General features: G+C 66.4%; 18 protein-coding genes. All 18 read left to right on the plus strand.

Annotated features, from left to right (window positions below):
* The first annotated feature begins 23 nt into the window (after window positions 1-23).
* The 18 genes from DES45_RS04835 (at window position 24) to ettA (ending at window position 20,581) form a co-directional block, all read left to right on the plus strand.
* Window positions 24-956, plus strand: a complete 933-nt coding sequence (locus DES45_RS04835) for a carbohydrate ABC transporter permease (protein WP_114768877.1) — start codon at window positions 24-26, stop codon at window positions 954-956.
* The gene (locus DES45_RS04840) at window positions 953-1,813 is read left to right on the plus strand and encodes a carbohydrate ABC transporter permease (protein ID WP_245429757.1); all 861 of its coding nucleotides are present in this window, start codon (window positions 953-955) and stop codon (window positions 1,811-1,813) included. Before DES45_RS04835 ends, DES45_RS04840 begins: the two co-directional genes overlap by 4 nt.
* Window positions 1,814-1,816: 3 nt before the next feature.
* Window positions 1,817-2,512 carry an N-acetylmannosamine-6-phosphate 2-epimerase gene (locus DES45_RS04845; protein ID WP_114768878.1) on the plus strand — a complete coding sequence of 232 codons (696 nt, stop codon included), beginning with the start codon at window positions 1,817-1,819 and terminating at the stop codon, window positions 2,510-2,512.
* A 44-nt stretch (window positions 2,513-2,556) separates the two neighbouring features.
* Window positions 2,557-3,627, plus strand: a complete 1,071-nt coding sequence (locus tag DES45_RS04850) for an ABC transporter ATP-binding protein (protein WP_114768879.1) — start codon at window positions 2,557-2,559, stop codon at window positions 3,625-3,627.
* A gap of 113 nt (window positions 3,628-3,740) precedes the next feature.
* Window positions 3,741-4,688: a protein-methionine-sulfoxide reductase catalytic subunit MsrP gene (msrP, locus tag DES45_RS04855; RefSeq protein WP_114768880.1), complete on the plus strand. Its 948-nt coding sequence runs from the start codon at window positions 3,741-3,743 to the stop codon at window positions 4,686-4,688.
* On the plus strand, window positions 4,688-5,332 hold the full coding sequence (gene msrQ, locus DES45_RS04860) for a protein-methionine-sulfoxide reductase heme-binding subunit MsrQ (protein ID WP_114768881.1): 645 nt from the start codon (window positions 4,688-4,690) through the stop codon (window positions 5,330-5,332). The genes msrP and msrQ overlap by 1 nt, the downstream gene beginning before the upstream one ends.
* 62 nt (window positions 5,333-5,394) lie before the next feature.
* Window positions 5,395-6,204, plus strand: coding sequence for a molybdate ABC transporter substrate-binding protein (gene modA, locus DES45_RS04865; protein ID WP_114768882.1), 810 nt, complete (start codon window positions 5,395-5,397; stop codon window positions 6,202-6,204).
* Entirely contained in the window at window positions 6,201-6,896 is a 696-nt protein-coding gene (gene modB, locus DES45_RS04870; RefSeq protein ID WP_114768883.1) for a molybdate ABC transporter permease subunit, read from the plus strand. Before modA ends, modB begins: the two co-directional genes overlap by 4 nt.
* Window positions 6,896-8,005, plus strand: a complete 1,110-nt coding sequence (modC, locus tag DES45_RS04875) for a molybdenum ABC transporter ATP-binding protein (protein ID WP_114768884.1) — start codon at window positions 6,896-6,898, stop codon at window positions 8,003-8,005. Before modB ends, modC begins: the two co-directional genes overlap by 1 nt.
* 76 nt (window positions 8,006-8,081) lie before the next feature.
* Complete coding sequence (locus tag DES45_RS04880; protein ID WP_114768885.1) at window positions 8,082-9,347, plus strand: aminopeptidase; 1,266 nt, start codon at window positions 8,082-8,084, stop codon at window positions 9,345-9,347.
* Between the two features lie 173 nt (window positions 9,348-9,520).
* Entirely contained in the window at window positions 9,521-11,404 is a 1,884-nt protein-coding gene (locus tag DES45_RS04885) for an ABC transporter ATP-binding protein (RefSeq protein WP_114768886.1), read from the plus strand.
* A 24-nt stretch (window positions 11,405-11,428) separates the two neighbouring features.
* Window positions 11,429-12,955 carry an ABC transporter substrate-binding protein gene (locus DES45_RS04890; protein WP_114768887.1) on the plus strand — a complete coding sequence of 509 codons (1,527 nt, stop codon included), beginning with the start codon at window positions 11,429-11,431 and terminating at the stop codon, window positions 12,953-12,955.
* 99 nt (window positions 12,956-13,054) lie between these two features.
* Window positions 13,055-13,978, plus strand: a complete 924-nt coding sequence (locus DES45_RS04895) for an ABC transporter permease (protein WP_114768888.1) — start codon at window positions 13,055-13,057, stop codon at window positions 13,976-13,978.
* A 5-nt stretch (window positions 13,979-13,983) separates the two neighbouring features.
* Window positions 13,984-14,844, plus strand: coding sequence for an ABC transporter permease (locus DES45_RS04900; protein WP_114768889.1), 861 nt, complete (start codon window positions 13,984-13,986; stop codon window positions 14,842-14,844).
* Window positions 14,841-16,613 (plus strand): M14 family zinc carboxypeptidase, encoded by a 1,773-nt coding sequence (locus DES45_RS04905; protein WP_114768890.1) that lies wholly within the window; start codon window positions 14,841-14,843, stop codon window positions 16,611-16,613. Before DES45_RS04900 ends, DES45_RS04905 begins: the two co-directional genes overlap by 4 nt.
* 86 nt (window positions 16,614-16,699) lie before the next feature.
* The gene (locus DES45_RS04910; protein WP_114768891.1) at window positions 16,700-17,410 is read left to right on the plus strand and encodes an SDR family oxidoreductase; all 711 of its coding nucleotides are present in this window, start codon (window positions 16,700-16,702) and stop codon (window positions 17,408-17,410) included.
* Between the two features lie 76 nt (window positions 17,411-17,486).
* Complete coding sequence (locus DES45_RS04915; RefSeq protein ID WP_114768892.1) at window positions 17,487-18,833, plus strand: erythromycin esterase family protein; 1,347 nt, start codon at window positions 17,487-17,489, stop codon at window positions 18,831-18,833.
* A 95-nt stretch (window positions 18,834-18,928) separates the two neighbouring features.
* Window positions 18,929-20,581, plus strand: coding sequence for an energy-dependent translational throttle protein EttA (gene ettA, locus DES45_RS04920; RefSeq protein ID WP_114768893.1), 1,653 nt, complete (start codon window positions 18,929-18,931; stop codon window positions 20,579-20,581).
* Window positions 20,582-20,911 lie beyond the last annotated feature (330 nt).

Raw genomic sequence — 20,911 nt, forward strand, 5'->3', positions numbered from 1 at the left:
CTTTTTGACGAAGGTTTGAGCCCATGCCCGTCTCGCCCAAACAGGCCCGCACATGGAAGCACCGCAGCTGGGTGGCGTTTCTCATCGTCCCGCCGGTCGTCTTCATGACCCTGTTCGTGGTCTATCCGATCCTGTCCGCCTTCGCCTACGCCTTCTATGAATGGCGAGGGCTGGCGCGGGGCGAGTTCGTGGGTCTTGCGAACTTCAGGGACGTGCTGTTCGGTCCCACCATGGCGCCCGTGGTGTGGAACGCCTTCCTGCACAACGTCTATGCGCTCGTCGCGCTCATGATCATCCAGAACGGCGGCGGATTCTTCCTGGCGTGGCTCCTCTACAAGGAGCCCTTCGGCTTCCGCTTCCACCGGGTCGCGGTCTTCGTTCCCGTCGTGCTCTCGACGATCATCGTCGGCTTCCTCTGGAAGCTCTTTCTCAACCCGAATTTCGGCCTCATCAACCAGGCGCTCTACACGGTCGGGCTCGATTCATTAGCGAAGCCCTGGCTCGGCGATTCATCGACTGCGCTCGGCGCGCTGATCCTCGCCAATGCGTGGCACTTCGTGGGCTTCCCGACCCTGGTCTACCTCGCGGGCATGCAGCGTATCCCCTCCGAGATCATCGAGGCGGCGCGGCTCGACGGCACCACCGAATGGCAGCTTCTCAAGAACGTTGTCTGGCCGCTGGTGGCGCCAAGCACCACGATCCTGTTCACGCTCCTCTTCATCGGCGCTTTCAACTGGTTCGAGATCCCGTACGTGATGGCGGGCCTCGACGGCTCGCCCTTCGGCTCGACCGACGTGCTGGGCCTCGTCTTCTACCGCACCGCCTTCGGCAACCAGAGCGCTAGCATCCAGAACTTCGGCCAGGGCTCGGCGCTCGCCACGCTGATCTTCCTGTTCATCGTGGTGTTCGCGTCGATGCTCACCCTGTGGCTGCGCCGTCGGGAGATCCAGTTTTGAAGACCGAAGCCGAGACCCTGCACGGTGCGGCGCAGCCGCGGCCTATCTCGTTCGCGTTCCTGGCTCAGATCATTCTGATCATGAACTCGTTCATCATGCTCTATCCCGTCGTCGTGATGGTGCTCTCCGCCTTCAAGACGACGGGCGAGATCTTCGAGCACCCCTTCGCGCTACCCGACTTCACGCAGGTGCAGAACTTCACCCGCGTTCTCGGCGAGACGTCGATGCCGACCTACTTCGTGAACTCGATCATCGTGACGGGCGTGTCGATCCTCCTCATCCTCGTGCTCGGCACCATGGCGGGATATGCGGTGGCCCGCTACGAGTCGCGCACCAACACCTTCATCCTGCTGTTCTTTCTCGCGGGACTCATGCTGCCCCTGAAGCTCGCGGTCATCCCGCTCTTCATCCTGCTGCGCGACCTGGGCCTGCTCGACACCCGCTGGAGCCTGATCGTCACCTACACGGCGATCGGGCTGCCGTCCGCGGTGTTCATCATGGCGGGCTTCCTGCGCTCGCTGCCCTCGGAGCTCGAGGATGCAGCCCGCATCGACGGGGCGTCGGAGCCGCGCATCATGTGGTCAGTCATGCTGCCGCTCGCGCGCCCGCCCATGGCGATCGCGGCGATCCAGAACGCGGTGCCGATCTGGAACGACTTCTTCTTCCCGCTCGTGTTCATCCAGACCGACGCCTACAAGACCCTGCCGCAGGGGCTGACGACCTTCATGGGCGAGTACACCACGGACTGGGGCATGCTGTTCGCCGGCCTCACCATCGCGGCGGCGCCCATCACGCTGCTCTACATCGCCCTGTCGCGCCAGTTCATCCAGGGCATGACGGCCGGCGCGGTGAAATAGGAGATGACCGTGCTAATCCCGAAGGGCACTCTCGTGGTCTCCTGCCAGGCCCGCGCGGACAACCCGCTGCACGGCCCCGTCTACATGGCCGCCATGGCGCTTGCGGCCGAGGCCGGCGGCGCGAAGGGTATCCGGGCGAACGGCGCCGAGGACGTCGCGGCCATCCGCGCCGTCACGAAGCTTCCGATCATCGGCATCGCGAAGGTGTGGGACGACCGCTTCCCGGTCTACATCACGCCGGACTTCGACAGCGCCGCCAGGGTCGCCGAATCCGGCGCCGACATCGTCGGCATCGATGCGACGCCGCGCCCGCGCAACGGCGAGCCGGTCGAGCGCCTGATCGCCCGGATCCGCCACGAGCTCGGCCGGGAGGTCTTCGCCGACATCTCCACGCTGGAGGAGGGCAGGGCGGCTGCGGCTTGCGGCGCCACCTACGTGGCCACGACGCTTTCCGGCTACACCGAGGAAACTGCGCCGCGCAAATCCGCGGGTCCGGACTTCGATCTCCTGTCCGCCCTGGTCGAATCCGTGTCGGTGCCGGTCGTGGCCGAAGGCCGCTTCGACACGCCCGATCTCGTGGCGGAAGCGCTTGCGCGCGGCGCCCATGCGGTGGTGGTCGGGACTGCGATCACCAATCCGCGCGAGATCACGAAGAAATTCGTCCGGGCCATCGAGGCCCGGGCAGGCAACGGACCATAGCCGCCTCCCGACCGGGGCGCATCTGTCACAGGACGGAAGTTGAGATGGCAAACGTATCGATCCGCGATGTCCGCAAGTCCTTCGGGACGGTGTCGATCATCAAGGGCGTCGACATCGACATCCAGGACGGCGAGTTCGTCATCCTGGTCGGCCCGTCGGGCTGCGGAAAGTCGACCCTCCTGCGCATGATCGCGGGGCTCGAGGACATCACCGACGGCGAGATCCGTATCGGCCCGCGGGTGGTGAACGACGTGCCCCCGAAGGACCGCGACATCGCCATGGTGTTCCAGTCCTATGCACTCTACCCGCACATGACGGTGGCCGAGAACATGGCCTTCTCGCTGCGGCTCAAGGGACTTCCGAAGGCCGAGCAGGCGAAGCGCGTCCAGGATGCGGCGGCTTCGCTCGGCCTCACGCCGCTCCTCGACCGCTACCCGCGCCAGCTTTCGGGCGGTCAGCGCCAGCGCGTCGCCATGGGCCGCGCCATCGTGCGCGACCCGCAGGTCTTCCTGTTCGACGAGCCGCTCTCCAACCTCGACGCCAAGCTGCGCGTCGCCATGAGGGCCGAGATCAAGGAGCTCCACCAGCGGCTGAAGACCACGACAGTCTACGTCACCCACGACCAGATCGAGGCCATGACCATGGCCGACAAGATCGTGGTCATGCACGATGGTGTCGTGGAGCAGGTCGGCGCGCCGCTGGAACTCTACGACCGTCCGGCCAACCTCTTCGTGGCCGGCTTCATCGGTTCTCCGGCCATGAACTTCATCGACGGGCGGCTGGACGCGTCGGGCCTCGTCCTGTCGAGCGGTGCGGTCCTGCCTCTGGACCGGACGCCCCCGGTCGCGGCGGGATCGAAGCTCACTTACGGGATCCGGCCCGAGCATCTGCAGATCGCGCCGGCCGGCACCCTGGGCGCCATCCCGGCGACCGTAGCCGTCGTCGAGCCGACCGGGTCGGATACCACGCTCATCGTCAAGGCGGAGGGCGGGAACCTCACGGTCCTGCTGCGGGAGCGCTGCGACCTGCGGCCGGGCGAGGCCGTCGCGCTCAAGCCGGTCTCTCATCAGGCCCACCTCTTCGACGAGGCCGGGCGGCGGGTGGCGACGATTTAAGGCAGGCAGGCGCTTGGGCGGAGAGACGAGGCAGGTTATAACACAAACGTGAAGGCACCCCCGGCCTGCTCGGGTGTACCCATCTGGAAGCCTTTTCCAATCGAGGTGCTGCCGTGTTGATCCGCCGTCCTTCAGACATCCTCCCGTCCGAAATCACGCCGCGGGACGCCTATCTCAATCGCCGCCGCCTGCTCGCGGGCGCGGCCGGCCTCGCCCTGGCGGCCGGCCTGCCGAAGCCCTCCCGGGCCGCGGCCCTCAGCGCGGTGAAGAGCCCGCTCTCGGCCACAGACGAGAAGCTGACGAGCCGTGAGGACATCACCACCTACAACAACTACTACGAGTTCGGCACCGACAAGGCCTCTCCCGCCGCCAAGGCCAAGACGCTCAAGACCTCGCCCTGGACCGTCAAGGTCGACGGTTTGGTCGCGAAACCGGCGGATTACGCCCTGGAGGACATCCTCAAGCCGGTGACGCTGGAGGAGCGGATCTACCGCATGCGCTGCGTCGAGGGCTGGTCGATGGTCATCCCCTGGGTGGGCTTCCCGCTGGCAGACCTGATCAAGCGGGTCGAGCCCCTCGGCAGCGCCAAGTACGTCGCCTTCGAGACCGCCTTCCGACCCGACGAGATGCCCGGCACCGACACGATCTTCCCGGTCCTCGACTGGCCCTATGTGGAAGGCCTGCGGATGGACGAGGCGATGCATCCGCTCACCATCCTGGCCGTTGGGCTCTACGGCGAAACCCTGCCGAACCAGAACGGCGCGCCGATCCGGATCGTCGTGCCGTGGAAATACGGCTTCAAAGGCATCAAGTCGATCACCCGCATCAGCTTCGTCGAGAAGCAGCCGGAAACCGCCTGGAACAAGCAGGCGCCCGACGAGTACGGCTTCTACGCCAACGTGAACCCGAAGGTGGATCACCCGCGCTGGAGCCAGGCGACGGAGCGTCGGATCGGGGAGGGCGGGCTGTTCGTGAAACGCCGCCCGACGCTACCTTTCAACGGCTATGCCGACCAGGTGGCGCAGCTCTATGCCGGCATGGACCTGAAGAAGTTCTACTGATGGCCGGACCCATTTCAGCGCAGGGGGCTAAGCGCGGCTTCGCCGTGCCTCAGGTCCCGAAGATCGCCGTCTACGTCATCGGCTTCATCCCGGCGGTCTGGCTCTTCTATGAGGGCGTGAACGACCGGCTCGGCGCCGACCCGATGCGTTATCTGGAGCAGGCGCTCGGGCTCTGGGCCCTGCGCTTCCTCATCGCCAGCCTGACGGTGACGCCGCTGCGGCAGCTCGCGGGCGTCAACCTGCTGCGCTATCGTCGGGCGCTGGGGCTGCTCGCCTTCTACTATGCCGCCCTACATCTCGTGACCTATCTCGTGCTCGATCAGGGACTGGATTTCGCGGCGATCTGGGCGGACATCGTGAAGCGGCCCTACATCACCATCGGCATGGCCACCTTCGTCATCCTCGTTCCGCTGGCGCTGACGTCGAACAATGCCGCGATCCGGCGGCTCGGTGGGCAGGCCTGGGCGCGCCTGCATCGGCTCGTCTATGTGGCGGCCATCGGCGCGGCGCTGCACTTCCTGCTGGTGGTGAAGTCCTGGCCGCCGGAGCCTCTGGTCTATACGGCCATCGTCCTCGTGCTGCTCGGCTACCGGCTCGTCCGGTCGCTCGCCAAGAAGGCGTCCCCGAGGCGGCGCCCTGCTTGAAGCGCGGGGCGGCTCCGCTAGGATGCCGCCTTGGCCATAGCGGCATCGGACGGAGAGACCATATGCATCGACTGCGCCAGCTCCGGACGTCGGTAATCCGTGCGATCGCCGTGTCTCTCGTGCTCGCCCTCTCGGCCCAGGTCGCGGCAGCACAGACGAAGCCGGTGCTCGTCTTCGCGGCCGCGAGCCTGAAGAACGCCCTCGACGAGATCGGCGCGGCCTGGACCCGCGAATCCGGCCGGAAGGTCACGATCTCCTATGCGGGCAGCAACGCCCTCGCGAAGCAGCTCGAAGCGGGAGCGCCCGCCGACATCTTCGTCTCGGCCGATCTGAACTGGATGGACTATGCGGCATCGAAGGATCTCGTCCGACCGGACACGCGCGTGAACCTCCTCGGCAATGCGCTCGTCCTCGTGGCGCCGAAGGATTCCACGGTTCAGGTCGACATCAGACCCGGGATCGATCTCGCGGCCGCGCTCGGCTCCGGCCGGCTCGCCATGGGCAACGTGGATGCGGTGCCGGCGGGCAGGTACGGCAGGGCGGCGCTCGAGAAGCTCGGGGCCTGGGAGGGCGTGAAGGACAAGGTCGCGCAGGCCGAGAACGTGCGGACAGCGCTCCTCTTCGTGTCGCGCGGGGAAGCGCCGCTGGGCATCGTCTACAAGACCGATGTGGCCTCCGATCAGAACGTGAAGGTCGTGGCGGAGTTTCCCGCCGACACCTACCCACCGATCGTCTATCCGGTCGCGCGCCTCAAGGCATCGGACAATCCTGACGCGCAGGCCTTTCTTAATTTCCTCCGTTCCAAGCCCGCGAAGGCCCTGTTCGAGAAGCAGGGCTTCACCTTCGTCGACAAGCCGGCGACCGGTTCGTGATCGACTGGCTTTCTCCCGAGGAATGGACCGCAGTCGGCTTGAGCCTCAAGGTTGCGCTGACGGCGATGGCGGCGAGCGTTCTGCCGGGCATCGCGGTCGCGCTGATTCTGGAGCGCGGGCGCTTCTGGGGACGGCAAGTCCTCGATGTGCTGGTGCATCTGCCGCTCGTGCTGCCGCCGGTGGTCGTCGGCTATTTCCTCCTGCTCGGCTTCGGGCGGCGCGGGCCGATCGGCGCCTTGCTGGACGAGCAGTTCGGGATCGTGTTCTCGTTCCGCTGGACGGGTGCTGCGCTCGCCTGCGCCATCATGGGATTCCCGCTGCTCGTGCGCGCCATCCGACTCTCCATCGAAGCCGTCGACCGAAAGCTGGAGGACGCAGCCGGGACGCTCGGCGCCCATCCGGTCTTCGTGTTCTTCGCCGTCACGCTGCCGCTGATCCTTCCGGGCATCCTCGCCGGCATGGTGTTGTCCTTCGCCAAGGCCATGGGCGAGTTCGGCGCCACCATCACCTTCGTGTCGAACATTCCCGGCGAGACCCAGACCCTGCCGTCGGCGATCTATACCTTCACGCAGGTTCCGGGCGGCGAAGCGGGCGCCCTGAGGCTCACTCTCGTGTCGATCGCGGTTTCGGTCGCGGCCCTGCTCGCCTCGGAATGGATGGCGCGCCGCGTTCGGCGGAGGCTTGCCGCCTGATGAGCCTCGACGTCGATATCCGGCACGGTCAGGGCGACTTCACGCTTCATGCCGCGTTCCGCTCCGAGGGCCGCCTTACGGCCCTGTTCGGCCCGTCGGGCTCCGGCAAGACGACCCTGGTGAACGCCATCGGCGGCCTCATCCGCCCCTCCGAAGGCCGGATCGAGGTAAACGGCCGGGTTCTTGTCGACACGCGGCGCGGGATCTTCGTGCCCAAGCACCGCAGGCGGATCGGCTACGTGTTCCAGGAGGGGCGGCTCTTTCCGCACCTGAGCGTGCGACAGAACCTGCTGTTCGGACGCTGGTTCACACCACGGGACCAGCGCAAGGCGAGCTTCGACGCCGTCGTCGACCTGCTCGGGATCGGGCATCTCTTGACCCGCCGTCCGGCGACGCTGTCCGGCGGAGAGAAGCAGCGGGTCGCCATCGGGCGGGCGCTTCTCGCCGACCCGCAGCTCCTGCTCATGGACGAGCCGTTGGCATCCCTGGACGAGGCTCGCAAGGCTGAGATCTATCCCTATCTCGAACGGCTCAGGGACGAGGGCGGAGTTCCGATCGTGCTCGTCAGCCACTCGGTGGCGGAGATCGCCCGGCTTGCGACCTCCATTGTGGTCCTGTCGGAAGGGCGGGTGAGGGCCTCCGGGCCGGCTGCCGAGATCCTGATGCATGGCAACCTTCTGCCGCAGCCCGATCGGGGCGAGGCGGGCGCACTGGTCGAGACCCGGGTCGCGGGCCACGATGAGGTTTACGACCTAACCTATCTCGAAGCGAAGGGCGGCATCCTGACCGTGCCGCGCCTTCCGCTCCCGATGGGAGCGCATCTGCGCCTGCGCCTGCGCGCGCGCGACATCATCCTGTCCCTGCATGCGCCCGAAGGCCTGAGCGCCCTGAATGCGCTGCCGGCGATCGTGGTGGCCATCGACGAGCCGGACGGGGCCGGCGTGGACGTGGCGCTCGATTGCGCGGGCGATGCCCTTGTGGCGCGGCTCACCCGCAAATCCGTGGAGACGCTTGGCCTCGCGCCCGGGCTCCCGGTTCACGCCATCATCAAGAGCATCGCCTTCGACCAGGAGGCCCTTGCCCGGATGCCGCCTGCGGACGAGTTATGAGACAGCGTTCCCAGGACTTGCGCGACGAGACCCGGCGTGTAGCTTGACCCCCGATTTTCTTTCCAGAGGCAGGATCATGAACGATCAATTCCGGAACCCGTCCCAGGCGACCTCCCACGAGGCGCTCCTCGACCGTCTGGCTGAGGTGACCGTGCGCGTGGGGCTGGGGCTGAAACCGGGGCAGGAGGTCGTTATGACGGCACCCCTCGATGCGGTGCCGCTCGCGCGCCGCATCACGGAGCATGCCTACAGGGCCGGCGCCTCTCTTGTCACGACCCTGTTCTCCGACGAGGAGGCGACGCTCCTCCGCTTCCGCCACGGGCGCGAGGAAAGCTTCGACACGGCTGCGGCGTGGCTCTACGACGGCATGGCCACCGCCTTCAAGAACGGCGCCGCGCGCCTTGCCATTGTCGGCGAGGATCCCTCGCTTCTTGCCAACGAAGATCCGGAGAAGGTCTCCCGCGCTAACCGGGCGCGCTCGAAGGCGTACATGCCGGCCCTCAACCTGATCGCGGGCTTCGACACCAACTGGACCATCGTGTCAGCCGCCACCCCCGCCTGGGCCAAGATCGTGTTCCCGAACGACCCGGAGGATGTGGCGGTCGCCAAGCTGTGGAGCGCGATCTTCGCGGCTTCCCGCGCCGACACGCCGGACCCGATCGCGAACTGGGCCGCGCACAACGCCAATCTCCAGGCACGGACGCGCCTGCTCAACGAGAAGAGCTATGCGGCCCTGCATTTCCGCGGCCCCGGCACGGACCTGCGGGTCGGCCTCGCGGACGGGCACGAGTGGAACGGCGGCTCGACCACGGCGAAGAACGGCGTGGTCTGCAACGCCAACATCCCGACCGAGGAGGTGTTCACGACACCGCACAAGGAGCGCGTCGAAGGCTACGTCACCAGCACCAAGCCGCTCTCCTATCAGGGCACCTTGATCCAGGACATCCAGGTGACCTTCGAGAAGGGCCGCATCGTCGAGAGCAAGGCCCGCACCGGCGAGGCCGTGCTCGCCAAGGTGCTCGAGACCGACGAGGGCGCGCGCCGCCTCGGCGAGGTGGCACTCGTGCCCTACTCCTCACCGATCTCGCAGAGCGGCCTCCTGTTCTACAATACCCTCTTCGACGAGAACGCCTCCAGCCACATCGCTCTCGGCCAGGCCTACAGCAAGTGCATTCGCGGCGGTGGTGCGATGAGCGAGGAGGAACTCGCCGCGCGCGGATCGAACCGCAGCCTGATCCATATCGACTGGATGATCGGCTCGGATCGGATCGACGTCGACGGCATCACGGCATCGGGCGAATCCGAGCCGCTCATGCGCAAAGGCGAGTGGGTTACTGCGTAACAATACGCCGACAGGCAACAGCATAGCTGCTAACTTCGCAGTACCCCAATGCATTAACGGCATGTAAACGGGGCTTGACGCCGGCCCCTTCTGCCTGTGTTTTGTCACAGGTATTAAAGAGGTCCTGCCCTGGCACCGCGCCAGGGCAGTGCCTCATCATGAGTCATTGATTGATGTCGGACACCGCAGCCAAGCCAGCATCCGTTCACGCGCCCCTTCTGTCCGTGCGCTCCCTCTCGGTCGAGTTCGGCAGCCGCGATAGCGCCTTCCGGGCCGTGAAGGAGGTCAGCTTCGACGTGATGCCCGGGCGCACGCTCGCGGTGGTGGGCGAATCCGGATCGGGCAAATCCGTCACGTCGCTCGCGATCATGCGGCTGACCGACTACACGGGCGGCCGCATCGCCGGCGGCGAGGTGCTGTTCCGCCGCTCTGAGCAGGAGACCCTCGACCTCGTGAAGGCCTCCGACTCCACGCTCCGGGAGATCCGCGGCAACGACATCGCGATGATCTTCCAGGAGCCGATGACCTCGCTCAACCCGGTCTTCACCATCGGCAACCAGATTTCGGAAACGCTCACGCTTCACGAGGGGCTGAACGCGCGAGATGCGCGCCTGCGGGCGAAGGAGCTGCTCCAGAAGGTGCGGCTTCCTGACGCCGACAAGCTTCTCGACCGCTATCCGCACCAGCTCTCGGGCGGCATGCGCCAGCGCGTGATGATCGCCATGGCGCTTGCCTGCAATCCCAAGCTCCTCATCGCCGACGAGCCGACCACCGCGCTCGACGTGACGATCCAGGCGCAGATCCTCAACATCATCCGCGACTTGCAGCAGGAGATGGGAACGGCGGTCATCTTCATCACCCACGACATGGGCGTGGTCGCCGAGATGGCGGACGACGTGGTGGTGATGTGGAAGGGCGACAAGGTCGAGCAGGGTCCGGTGCGTGAGATCTTCGCAGCGCCGCAGCACCCCTATACGCGTGCGCTGCTGTCGGCCGTGCCGCGGCTGGGCAGCCTGAAGGGCCAGCCCCTGCCGAAGCGCACGCCCGTCATCGTGATGGATGGCGGCGTGCCGAAGCAGGTCGGCGAGACTCATGTCCAGAACACCGCCGACTATGCAAAGCCCATTCTTCAGGTCGACAAGCTCACGACCCGCTTCGACGTGGGCAAGACCTTCTTCGGGCGCGTGACGCACCGGGTGCACGCGGTCGAGGAGGTGAGCTTCGACATTTATCCGGGCGAGACCCTGGCCCTGGTAGGCGAATCCGGCAGCGGAAAATCCACCATCGGCCGCACGCTCCAGCAGCTCATCGAGCCCACGGGTGGGACGGTGCGCTTCGACGGGCGCGACATGGCGGCGATGAGCCAGGGAGAACGCCGCCGCCTGCGGCAGGAGATCCAGTACATCTTCCAGGATCCGTTCGCGTCCCTCGATCCGCGCCACACGGTCGGCTACAGCATCGCCGAGCCGATCATCGTCCATGGGCTGATCAAGGACCGGAAGGCCATCGATCGGCGCGTGCAGGAGCTGCTCGAGCAGGTCGGCCTTCAGCCGCAGCATGCCAAGCGCTACCCGCACGAGTTCTCGGGCGGCCAGCGCCAGCGCGTCTGCATCGCTCGCGCGCTGGCCAGCGATCCGAAGCTCATCATCGCGGACGAGTCCGTCTCGGCCCTCGACGTGTCGATCCAGGCGCAGATCGTGAACCTGCTCATGGAGCTCCAGGAGCGCCGGCGCCTGTCCTATCTCTTCATCACTCACGACATGGCGGTCGTCGAGAAGATCAGCCATCGCGTCGCCGTGATGTATCTCGGCCAGATCGTCGAGATCGGCACGCGCCAGGCGGTGTTCGAGAACCCGCAGCATTCCTATACCCGCAAGCTCTTGTCAGCGGTTCCCATCGCGGATCCGCAGCGCGAGCGCGCCGAGACCCGCATCGAGGGCGAGATCCCGAGCCCGGTCCGGCCGGTCGGGCAGGAGCCCGCGATTCATCGCATGCGCGAGGTCGAGCCCGGCCACTGGGTGGCGATCGAGGCCGACCAGCTCCGCGGGGCAGCCTGAATTCAGTTCATTGGGAGACGACAAATGAGATTTTCACGAACCTTGAAGGCCCTGGGCTTCACGGTCGCAACGGCGCTGGCGCCGCTGATGGCCGCGAACGCGCAGGCCGCCGGCACGATCACGGTGGCGGTCGCCATCGATCCCGGCAGCTGGGACCCGATCGACACCTTCCTGGTCGATTGGTCGTCTGCCGCCAACAACATGTTCGATGGCCTGACCGCCCGCGGCGCCGACATGAAGCTGAAGCCAGGCCTCGCGACGAGCTGGGAGATGCTCGACAACAACAGCCGCATCCGCTTCAAGCTGCGCGAGAACGTGAAGTTCCACAACGGCGAGCCCTTCAACGCGGCCGCCGTGAAGTTCACCTTCGACCGTCTGCTCGGCGAGGAAGGAAAGAAGGGCCCGCAGCAGTCGAACTACAACACGATCGACAAGGTCGAGGTGGTCGACGACAACACGGTCGACTTCGTCATGAAGCAGCCCGATCCCGTCCTGCTGACGAAGCTCGCGGGCTATGGCGCCATGATCGTGCCGCCCAAGTACATCCAGGAGAAGGGCGAGGACTACTTCAACACCCATCCTGTCGGCACGGGCCCGTTCAAGTTCGTCGAGTACAGCCCCAAGGTCAGCCTGACGCTTGAGGCCTTCCCCGAGCACTGGGGCGGCGCGCCGAAGCTCGACAAGGTCGTGACGCGCTTCATCTCCGAGGCGAACACGCAGGTGGCGGAGCTCCAGGCCGGCCGCATCGACGTGGCGACCCTGATTCCCTTCGGCCTCGCGCCGACGGTCGAGAAGAGCCAGAACCTCGACCTGATCAGCATCACGGGCCCGACGGTCGTGTCGCTGCGACTCAACACCAAGAACGGCATCACCAAGGACGAGAACGTCCGCAAGGCGCTGATCATGGGCATCGACCGCGATGCGATCATCAAGGCGGTGCTGCTGGGCCACGGCAAGCCCATCGCGAGCTTCCAGTCCGAGCTGTCCTTCGGCAACGACCCGGCCCTGAAGCCGCTGCCCTTCGACCTCGCAAAGGCGAAGCAGATGCTCCAGCAGGCCAAGGTCCCGGCGGGCGCTCCGGTGAAGATCGACTTCCGCGGCAACGACGCGACCTTCCGCGAAGTTGCGCAGGCGGCGGCAGGCTTCCTGCAGGCGCTGGGCCTCAAGCCCTCGCTCCAGCCCTACGAGCCGCCGGTGCTGCTCAACGACATCATCCCGAACGGCAAGACGGGCGAGGCTTGGCACCAGGCCTGGGGCGGCTGGACCTTCGACTACGACAACACCGCCTACCTGATGTACCACTCTGGCGAGAAGTGGAACCCGTACGACAACGATCCGAAGCTCAACGAGATGCTCGAGAAGCAGCGCACGATCTACAACGTGCAGGAGCGCGAGAAGCTTCTCCAGGAGATCGCCCGCTACGTGGCCGACCGGGCACTCGAGATCCCGCTCTACAACCAGAACACCATCTATGGCGTGAACAAGCGGGTGAAGAACTTCGACGCACCGTCCGATCGCCGCTTCCGCTTCCAGGAAACGAGCGTCGAGTAACCCATCGGTCCTGGCGTCCTGGGGCGCCCGGGATCAGCGATACCGAAGTGGCCCCGCGCGAGCGGGGCCGTTTTTCCAAAGGCCCAGAAGGATCACCGCATGGCGGGCTTCATCCTCAAACGATTGCTGCAGGCCATCTTCGTGGTCCTTGCCGTGACCCTGATCGTTTCCTTCGCGATCCGGCTGTCGGGAGACCCGGCGGTCATGCTCATGGGCGGTGGCGGCAACGTCACCGAGCAGGATCTTCAGAACATCCGCCAGGCGCTCGGCCTCGAACGGCCGTTCTACGTCCAGTATCTCAGCTTCCTGCAAGGAATCCTGGTCGGCGACTTCGGTCGCAGCTTCATGGGCGGGACGCCCGTGTCGACGCTCATCGCCCATGCGCTTCCCTCGACGCTGCTGCTCGCCTTCACGTCGCTTCTCGTCTCCATCGCCCTGTCGGTGCCGCTCGGCGTCTATGCGGCGGTCAACCGCGGGCGCTGGCCGGACCAGCTCATCCGAATCCTGTCCCTTGTCGGCCTGTCGTTCCCGAACTTTTGGCTCGCGATCATGATGGTGCTGCTCTTCTCCATCGTGCTCGGCATCCTGCCGCCGAGCGGCATGGAGGGGCCGGAGAGCTTCGTCATGCCGGCGCTCACCATGGCGATCATCCTCACGGCCACGAACGTGCGCCTCGTTCGCACCTCGATGCTGGAGACGCTCTCGCAGCAATACATCATGGTGGCCCGCTCCAAGGGGCTCGCCGACCGGGTGGTGCTCTACAAGCACGCCCTGCGCAACTCGGCCATTCCGCTCGTGACCTATATCGGCCTGCAGTTCGGCAGCCTGATCGGCGGCATCGTCATCGTCGAGCGCGTGTTCAACTGGCCTGGCATGGGAACGCTCGCCTTCGACGCCATCTCGGGCCGCGACTATCCGGTGCTTCAGGGCACGATCACGGTGCTGGCGCTCTTCATCGTTCTCATCAACCTGCTGGTCGACATCGCCTACGGGCTGATCGACCCGCGCATCCGGACGGAGTGACGCCGATGGCAGGAACCCAGGCCGTTCCATCCCCGAGCCGCCGGCGCTTCCGCTCGCTCGAATTCGCGCTGGGCGTCATCCTCACCGGCGGCATGTGCCTCGCCGTGCTCTTCTCCAGCGTGCTGTTCCCGGACGGCGGCGAGAGCATGGACCTCATGGCCCGTCTCATTCCGCCGTTCCAGAACCCGGCGCACATCCTCGGCACCGATCCGCTCGGCCGCGACGTGCTGGCCCGCGTCATCGTCGGCGGCAAGATCTCGCTGACGGTCGGCATCCTGTCGGTGCTCGGCGCGGTCGTGGTCGGCACGCTGGTCGGCCTGATCGCGGGCTACTACCGCGGGATCGCCGAGGTGCTGCTGATGCGCTTCGCCGACATCCAGCTCGCGCTGCCCTTCATCCTAATCGCCATCATGTTCCTGGCGATCCTCGGAACCGGCGTCGACAAGGTGATCTTCTTCATGATTGTCGCCCAATGGGTGCAGTATGCGCGCCTCGTGCGCGGCTCCGTGCTGGCCCTGCGCGACCGTGAGTTCATCCTGTCCGCGCGCGCCATCGGGGTCGGCAACAGGCGCATCATCTTCACGCACATCCTGCCCAACGTGCTGGGCCCAATCGTCATCCTCATGACGCTCAACGTCGCCAACAACATCCTGCTCGAGAGCAGCCTGACCTTCCTGGGGCTTGGCGTCGATCCGCTCATCCCGAGCTGGGGCGGCATGCTGGCAGACGGGCGGACCTACCTGCAATCCGCCTGGTGGGTCAGCGTCTTTCCGGGCCTCGCCATCATGTTCACCGTGCTCGGCCTCAACCTCCTGGGCGACTGGCTGCGCGACCTCCTGGATCCAACGGGACAGACTTCGAAATGACCATCCTGCTCGACACGCGCATTCCCCGCACACTCGACATCCTGCTGCGCGACTGGGCCGGCGAGGCCAACCGGGGCGCCCATCTCGAGGCCTGGCTGTTCGAGGACGAGGCGGCGCGGCGCGAGGGCGAGGAGGCGCTCGCCCGCGCGGGCGTCACCGCGCGGCTGCGCAGCGCCTACAAGCCCCTGGTCCACGCCTTTCTCGAGGATATCGATCTCAAGGGCGTCACGCGCGTCACGGTCCGCTATCCCGTCCACGAGGCGGCGGATCCGAACCGCTTCCTGTCGGAAGCCTATCCGCTGGCGGCATTGCTCGACGGCATCGAGACGGCGTTCGAGCCGGGCGCGGCGGACCTCACCTATCGGGTGACGGCGGAATACGAGGACGGGCGCACGGAGGAGCACGCGGTCTTCGCGCCGAACCGCCTTCGCAACAACCATCTGTCGCAGAAAGATCTTGCTCCGACCGGCTGGCTCAAGGTGACGAGCCGCCCAGACGGCGCTCCGGACGTCGACGAGAGCCTCGAGACCGAGGCCCAGCAGGTCTTCCACGCGGTCATGCAGGCGATCGCCGCCCATGACTGGCCGCCCGAGGAGCCCTATGCGGAGACGCTGGCCATCGACGTGACGATCCCTGGCATCGAGCGGCCGCTCGGCTATGACGACGAGGTCATGAGCACGCGGGAGGCGCTGCACGAAGACTTCTATTTCTCGCTGCTCGAATTCTTCAAGCACAAGTCCGGCCGTCCGCCGGAGGACCGCAGCCTGCAGCCGGGCCAGATCGTGCCCGACATCCGGGCTGGCGAGGGCGACGCGCAGGTGCGCGTGGAGCTGCGCTCCTTCGGTGCGCCGCAGGATCCCGCGCGGCCGGAGCAGGACATCGAGACGGCGGATGCGGCGCCCGGGCTTGCGCAGATCCACCGCGAGCTCACGGTCCTGCCCGGCGAGACCTTCGAAGGCCTCTCGCGGGAAGGGCGGCCCGTGCGCGGGGTCTACAGGCCGGGCTCGCGTCCCGCCGTGCTCGTCACCGGCGGCCAGCATGCCAACGAGACCTCCGCCCCGGTGGGCGCGCTCCGTGCCGTGCGCCGGCTGCTGGTCGACCCGGACGCGAACATCGCCTTCATTCCGGTCGAGAACCCGGACGGCTATGCCCTGCACGGCCGCCTCTGCGAGGCCAACCCGCGCCACATGCACCATGCGGCGCGCTACACCTCCCTCGGCAACGATCTGGAATACGATCGCGGCAACCCGACCTATGAGAAGGGTGCGCGCATTCAGGCGCTGCAGATGTCGGGCGCTAAGCTCCACGTGAACCTCCACGGCTATCCGGCCCACGAATGGACGCGGCCCTTCACGGGCTATCTGCCGCGCGGATTCGAGCTGTGGTCGATCCCGAAGGGATTCTTCCTCGTCATGCGCCACAAGCCCGCCTGGGCCGAGCAGGCACGCATCCTTGTCGAGGCGGTGACGAAGGGCCTTTCGGCCGTGCCGGGCCTGCCCGAGTTCAACCGGCGCCAGATCGAGATCTGCGCGATCCATTCGGGTGGCACACCCTACGAGATCATCAACGACATCCCGTGCCTTCTCACGGCCGACGAGCGCTATCCGACGCCGCTCACGCTCATCACCGAGTTCCCGGACGAGACGATCTACGGCGACGCCTACCGCTTCGCCCACACGGTCCAGATGACCACGGTGATCGCCGCCGAGGCGGCCTTCGCGGCCCTAATGGCGACCGTTCCCGAGGAGATGCTGGTCCCGTCCGCGTGACGATTTCGGCTTGGCGTTTCACCGCGGGTCTGATCCTATCGGCCGAAAGGCGCGGATGCGTTCCGCGCCTCTCACCCTGACAGAGAATGGGAGATGCCATGAGCCCCGTCGCCATCGTCACGGCCGCCAGCAAGGGCATGGGCGCCGCCATCGCCCGGGAACTGCACGGGCGCGGCTACAGCCTCGCTCTCCTGGCCCGCTCGGAAGGATTGCAGGAGGTGGCGCGCGAAACCGACGCGCTCGCCGTGCAGGGCTCGGTGACGGAGGCCGCCGACCTGGAGCGCCTCGTGCGGGAGACCCTCGACCGCTACGGCCGCATCGACGCGGTGGTGAACCACACCGGGCACCCGCCCAAGGGAGACCTGCTCGCGATCCCGGATCAGGACTGGCACGCGGGCCTCGACGTGGTGCTCATGAACGTGGTGCGCATGGCCCGCCTCGTCACGCCCGTGATGGAGAAGGCCGGACGCGGCGCGGTCGTCAACATCTCGAGCTTTGCGGCCTTCGAGCCCGATCCGGACTTCCCGGTCTCCGCTGCCTTGCGGACGGCGCTCGCGTCCTTCACCAAGCTTTATGCCGACCGCTACGCCAAGGCCGGGATCCGCATGAACAACGTGCTGCCCGGCTTCATCGACAGCCTGCCGGAAAAGGCCGAGCGCACCGCGCGCATCCCGATGGGGCGCTACGGGACCGTGGCCGAGGTGGCGAAGGCCGTCGCATTCCTCCTCTCGGACGACGCCGGCTACATCACTGGCCAGAACATCATGGTCGACGGAGGTCTCGTCCGCGGCCTCTGAAGCCGGAACAGGCGGCAGGGCCTGCCGTTAGTCAAGCACCGTCGAAGCGTCGATCCGAACGTCGAGAGGTGCAGCAATGGCCGGTCTGTCGTGGAAGCAGAAAGAGAACGATGCGGGCATTCAGGAGGCCGTCCGCATCGTGCGCGAGCACGGCGAGGAGCTGCCGCCCATCTCAGACGCCCAGGCTTTCGGGGCGATGTTCGACCGCTTCGCCGACGCCAAGGTCGTGCTGCTCGGCGAGGCCACGCACGGCACGTCCGAGTTCTACCGGGCCAGGGCTGCAATCACGCGGCGGCTGATCGAGGAGCATGGCTTCAATATCGTGGCCGTGGAGGCCGACTGGCCCGACGCCGCCCGCATCGATGCCTATGTGCGCCACCGCCGCGTCCCCGACGGGGACGACGTCGCCTTCGAGCGTTTCCCCACCTGGATGTGGCGCAACGAGGAGGTGGCGGACTTCGTCAACTGGATGCGGGACTTCAACAAGGACCGGCCGGAGGACCGGTGCGCCGAGTTCCGCGGGCTCGACGTCTACAGCCTGAACTCCTCCATCCGCGGGGTGCTCGATTATCTCGACAAGGTCGACCCGGAGGCCGCCGGAGAGGCGAGGGGGCGCTACGGCTGCCTGAGCCCCTGGCAGTCCGATCCGGCCCAGTACGGCCGCGCGGTCATGACCGGCCGCAAGCGCCCCTGCGACGAGGCCCTGCTCACGCAGCTCCAGGACATTCTCGAGAACCGGCTCGAATATCTGAAGGCCAATGGCGGGGGCGAAGCCTTCTTCGACGCGGTCCAGAACGCCAAGATCGTCCACGCGGCGGCGCATTACTACCGGATCATGTACGAGGGCGCGACCGAGTCCTGGAACCTGCGCGACCGGCACATGTTCGACACGCTCCAGAGCCTGCTGGCCCGGCGGGAGGATGCCAAGGCCGTCGTCTGGGCACACAACTCCCATATCGGCAACGCGTCCGCCACGGCCATGGGCTGGCAGGGTGAGTTCAACATCGGCGAGCTGTGCCGCACCGCCTATCGTGACGAGGCCGTCCTGATCGGCTTCGGGACCGACCGCGGAACCGTTGCGGCGGCGAGCGACTGGGACGAGCCCATGGAAATCAAGGACGTCCGTCCGGTCCGGCCCGACAGCCACGAACGGATCTTCCGCGACGCCGGGCTCGGCCGGTTCCTGACCGACTGGCGGCAGAACGGGCAGCGGGACCTGAAGGACGCCCTCTCGCGTCCCCGCCTGGAACGGGCGATCGGGGTGATCTACCGGCCTGAGACCGAGCTCTACAGCCATTATTTCGAGGCCGTCATGGCGGAGCAGTTCGACGCCTTCGTGTGGTTCGACGAGACCAGGGCCGTGACCCCGCTCAGCCATGCCCACGGCAAGGGCATGCCCGAGACCTACCCCTTCGGCCTCTGACCCCGGAACCGCCAAACCCTTGCCGGTCCGGGCTCCCCCTGCTAACTGACGCGCAATCCATTCATTGCGCTCCGTCATTCAGCAGGGTTTTCGCCGTGTCCCGTCAGTTCATCTACCACATGCGTGGTCTCACCAAGACCTACCCCAACGGGAAGAAGGTCCTGGACAATATCCACCTGTCCTTCTACCCGGACGCCAAGATCGGCGTGCTCGGCGTGAACGGCGCCGGTAAGTCGACCCTGCTCCGGATCATGGCCGGCATCGACAAGGACTGGAACGGCGAGGGCTGGGTCGCCGAGGGCGCCCGGGTCGGCTACCTGCCGCAGGAGCCGCAGCTCGACCCGACCAAGAATGTCCGCGAGAACGTCATGGAGGGCGTGGCCGCCAAGAAGGCAATCCTCGACCGCTACAACGAGCTCGCCATGAACTACTCGGAGGAGACGGCGGACGAGATGACCCGTCTCCAGGACGAGATCGAGGCGAAAGGCCTCTGGGACCTCGATTCCCAGGTCGACCAGGCCATGGACGCCCTGCGCTGCCCTCCGGACGACTGGGCGGTCGACAGCCTCTCGGGCGGCGAGCGCCGCCGCGTGGCGCTCTGCAAGCTGCTTCTGGAGCAGCCGGAGCTGCTTCTCCTCGACGAGCCTACCAACCATCTCGACGCCGAGACGACCGCCTGGCTCGAAGGGCACCTGCGCACCTATCCGGGCGCGATCCTGATCGTCACCCACGACCGCTACTTCCTCGACAACGTGACGGGCTGGATCCTCGAGCTCGACCGCGGCCGCGGCATCCCCTACGAGGGCAACTACTCGTCCTGGCTCGAGCAGAAGCAGAAGCGCCTCGCGCAGGAAGGCCGTGAGGAGGAGGCGCGCCAGCGCACCATTGAGCGCGAGCGCGAATGGGTGTCGGCCTCGCCGAAGGCCCGTCAGGCCAAGTCCAAGGCCCGTATCCAGCGCTACGAGGACCTCGTCGCCAAGGCGGCCGAGAAGGGCCCGACGACCGCTCAGATCATCATCCCGATCGCCGAGCGGCTCGGCAACAACGTCATCGAGTTCGACAACCTCAAGAAGGCGTTCGGCGACAAGCTGCTCATCGACGGCCTGTCCTTCAAGCTGCCGCCGGGCGGCATCGTCGGCGTGATCGGCCCGAACGGCGCCGGCAAGACCACCCTGTTCCGCATGATCACGGGCCAGGAGCAGCCGGACGAGGGCTCGATCCAGATCGGCGAGAGCGTGAAGCTCGGCTATGTGGATCAGAGCCGCGACTCCCTCGACGCCAATAAGACCCTCTACGAGGAGATCTCGGGCGGCAACGAGGTGCTCTATCTCGGCAAGCGCGAGATCAACGCCCGCGCCTATTGCTCGGCCTTCAACTTCAAGGGTGGGGACCAGCAGAAGAAGGTCGGCGTGCTCTCGGGCGGCGAGCGCAACCGCGTGCACCTCGCCAAGATCCTGAAGTCTGGCTCGAACGTCCTGCTTCTCGACGAGCCGACCAACGACCTCGACGTGGACACCCTGCGCGCCCTCGAGGAGGCGCTGGAGGACTATGCCGGGTGCGCCGTGATCATCAGCCACGATCGCTGGTTCCTGGACCGCATCGCCACCCACATCCTCGCCTTCGAGGGCGACAGCCATGTGGAGTGGTTCGAGGGGAACTTCGCCGATTACGAGGAGGACAAGAAGCGCCGCCTCGGGACGGATTCCACGATCCCGCACCGGATCAAGTACAAGAAGTTCTCGCGCTGAACCGCAGCGTGAGGACGTTTCTCATCACTGGCGCAGGGCGCGGCATCGGGCGAGAGCTCGTGCGCGTCCTGCCGCCCTGTCGATAAGGCGGCAGCATCGAGCCCCAGCGCTGGCCGCCATTCCGCCTGGATTTCGATATCTTCACGGCTAGAGCGCCCGAACCTTTGCATCTGACGAACGCCTCAGCTTGAGCGATACGGGGAAGTTCTTCGACTGGCAGGGTTCCGCGCTCCCGTTCTGAGAAGACCCGCCCGTCGGTCATTGACGGATGCTTGACGGGATCTTCAGCTCCAATTCAGGTGCTGCGCGCTAATCTTTCACACATCTGAG

Origin of the sequence: Microvirga subterranea, from assembly GCF_003350535.1 — a bacterium.
GTDB lineage: Bacteria > Pseudomonadota > Alphaproteobacteria > Rhizobiales > Beijerinckiaceae > Microvirga > Microvirga subterranea.

Bases quoted from the DNA above. Each gene is read 5' to 3' on its own strand.
- DES45_RS04835 (WP_114768877.1), top strand. From the start codon at position 24: ATGCCCGTCTCGCCCAAACAGGCCCGCACATGGAAGCACCGCAGCTGG.
- DES45_RS04845 (WP_114768878.1), top strand. From the start codon at position 1,817: ATGACCGTGCTAATCCCGAAGGGCACTCTCGTGGTCTCCTGCCAGGCC.
- DES45_RS04850 (WP_114768879.1), top strand. From the start codon at position 2,557: ATGGCAAACGTATCGATCCGCGATGTCCGCAAGTCCTTCGGGACGGTG.
- msrQ (WP_114768881.1), top strand. From the start codon at position 4,688: ATGGCCGGACCCATTTCAGCGCAGGGGGCTAAGCGCGGCTTCGCCGTG.
- modA (WP_114768882.1), top strand. From the start codon at position 5,395: ATGCATCGACTGCGCCAGCTCCGGACGTCGGTAATCCGTGCGATCGCC.
- modC (WP_114768884.1), top strand. From the start codon at position 6,896: ATGAGCCTCGACGTCGATATCCGGCACGGTCAGGGCGACTTCACGCTT.
- DES45_RS04880 (WP_114768885.1), top strand. From the start codon at position 8,082: ATGAACGATCAATTCCGGAACCCGTCCCAGGCGACCTCCCACGAGGCG.
- DES45_RS04885 (WP_114768886.1), top strand. From the start codon at position 9,521: ATGTCGGACACCGCAGCCAAGCCAGCATCCGTTCACGCGCCCCTTCTG.
- DES45_RS04890 (WP_114768887.1), top strand. From the start codon at position 11,429: ATGAGATTTTCACGAACCTTGAAGGCCCTGGGCTTCACGGTCGCAACG.
- DES45_RS04895 (WP_114768888.1), top strand. From the start codon at position 13,055: ATGGCGGGCTTCATCCTCAAACGATTGCTGCAGGCCATCTTCGTGGTC.
- DES45_RS04900 (WP_114768889.1), top strand. From the start codon at position 13,984: ATGGCAGGAACCCAGGCCGTTCCATCCCCGAGCCGCCGGCGCTTCCGC.
- DES45_RS04905 (WP_114768890.1), top strand. From the start codon at position 14,841: ATGACCATCCTGCTCGACACGCGCATTCCCCGCACACTCGACATCCTG.
- DES45_RS04910 (WP_114768891.1), top strand. From the start codon at position 16,700: ATGGGAGATGCCATGAGCCCCGTCGCCATCGTCACGGCCGCCAGCAAG.
- DES45_RS04915 (WP_114768892.1), top strand. From the start codon at position 17,487: ATGGCCGGTCTGTCGTGGAAGCAGAAAGAGAACGATGCGGGCATTCAG.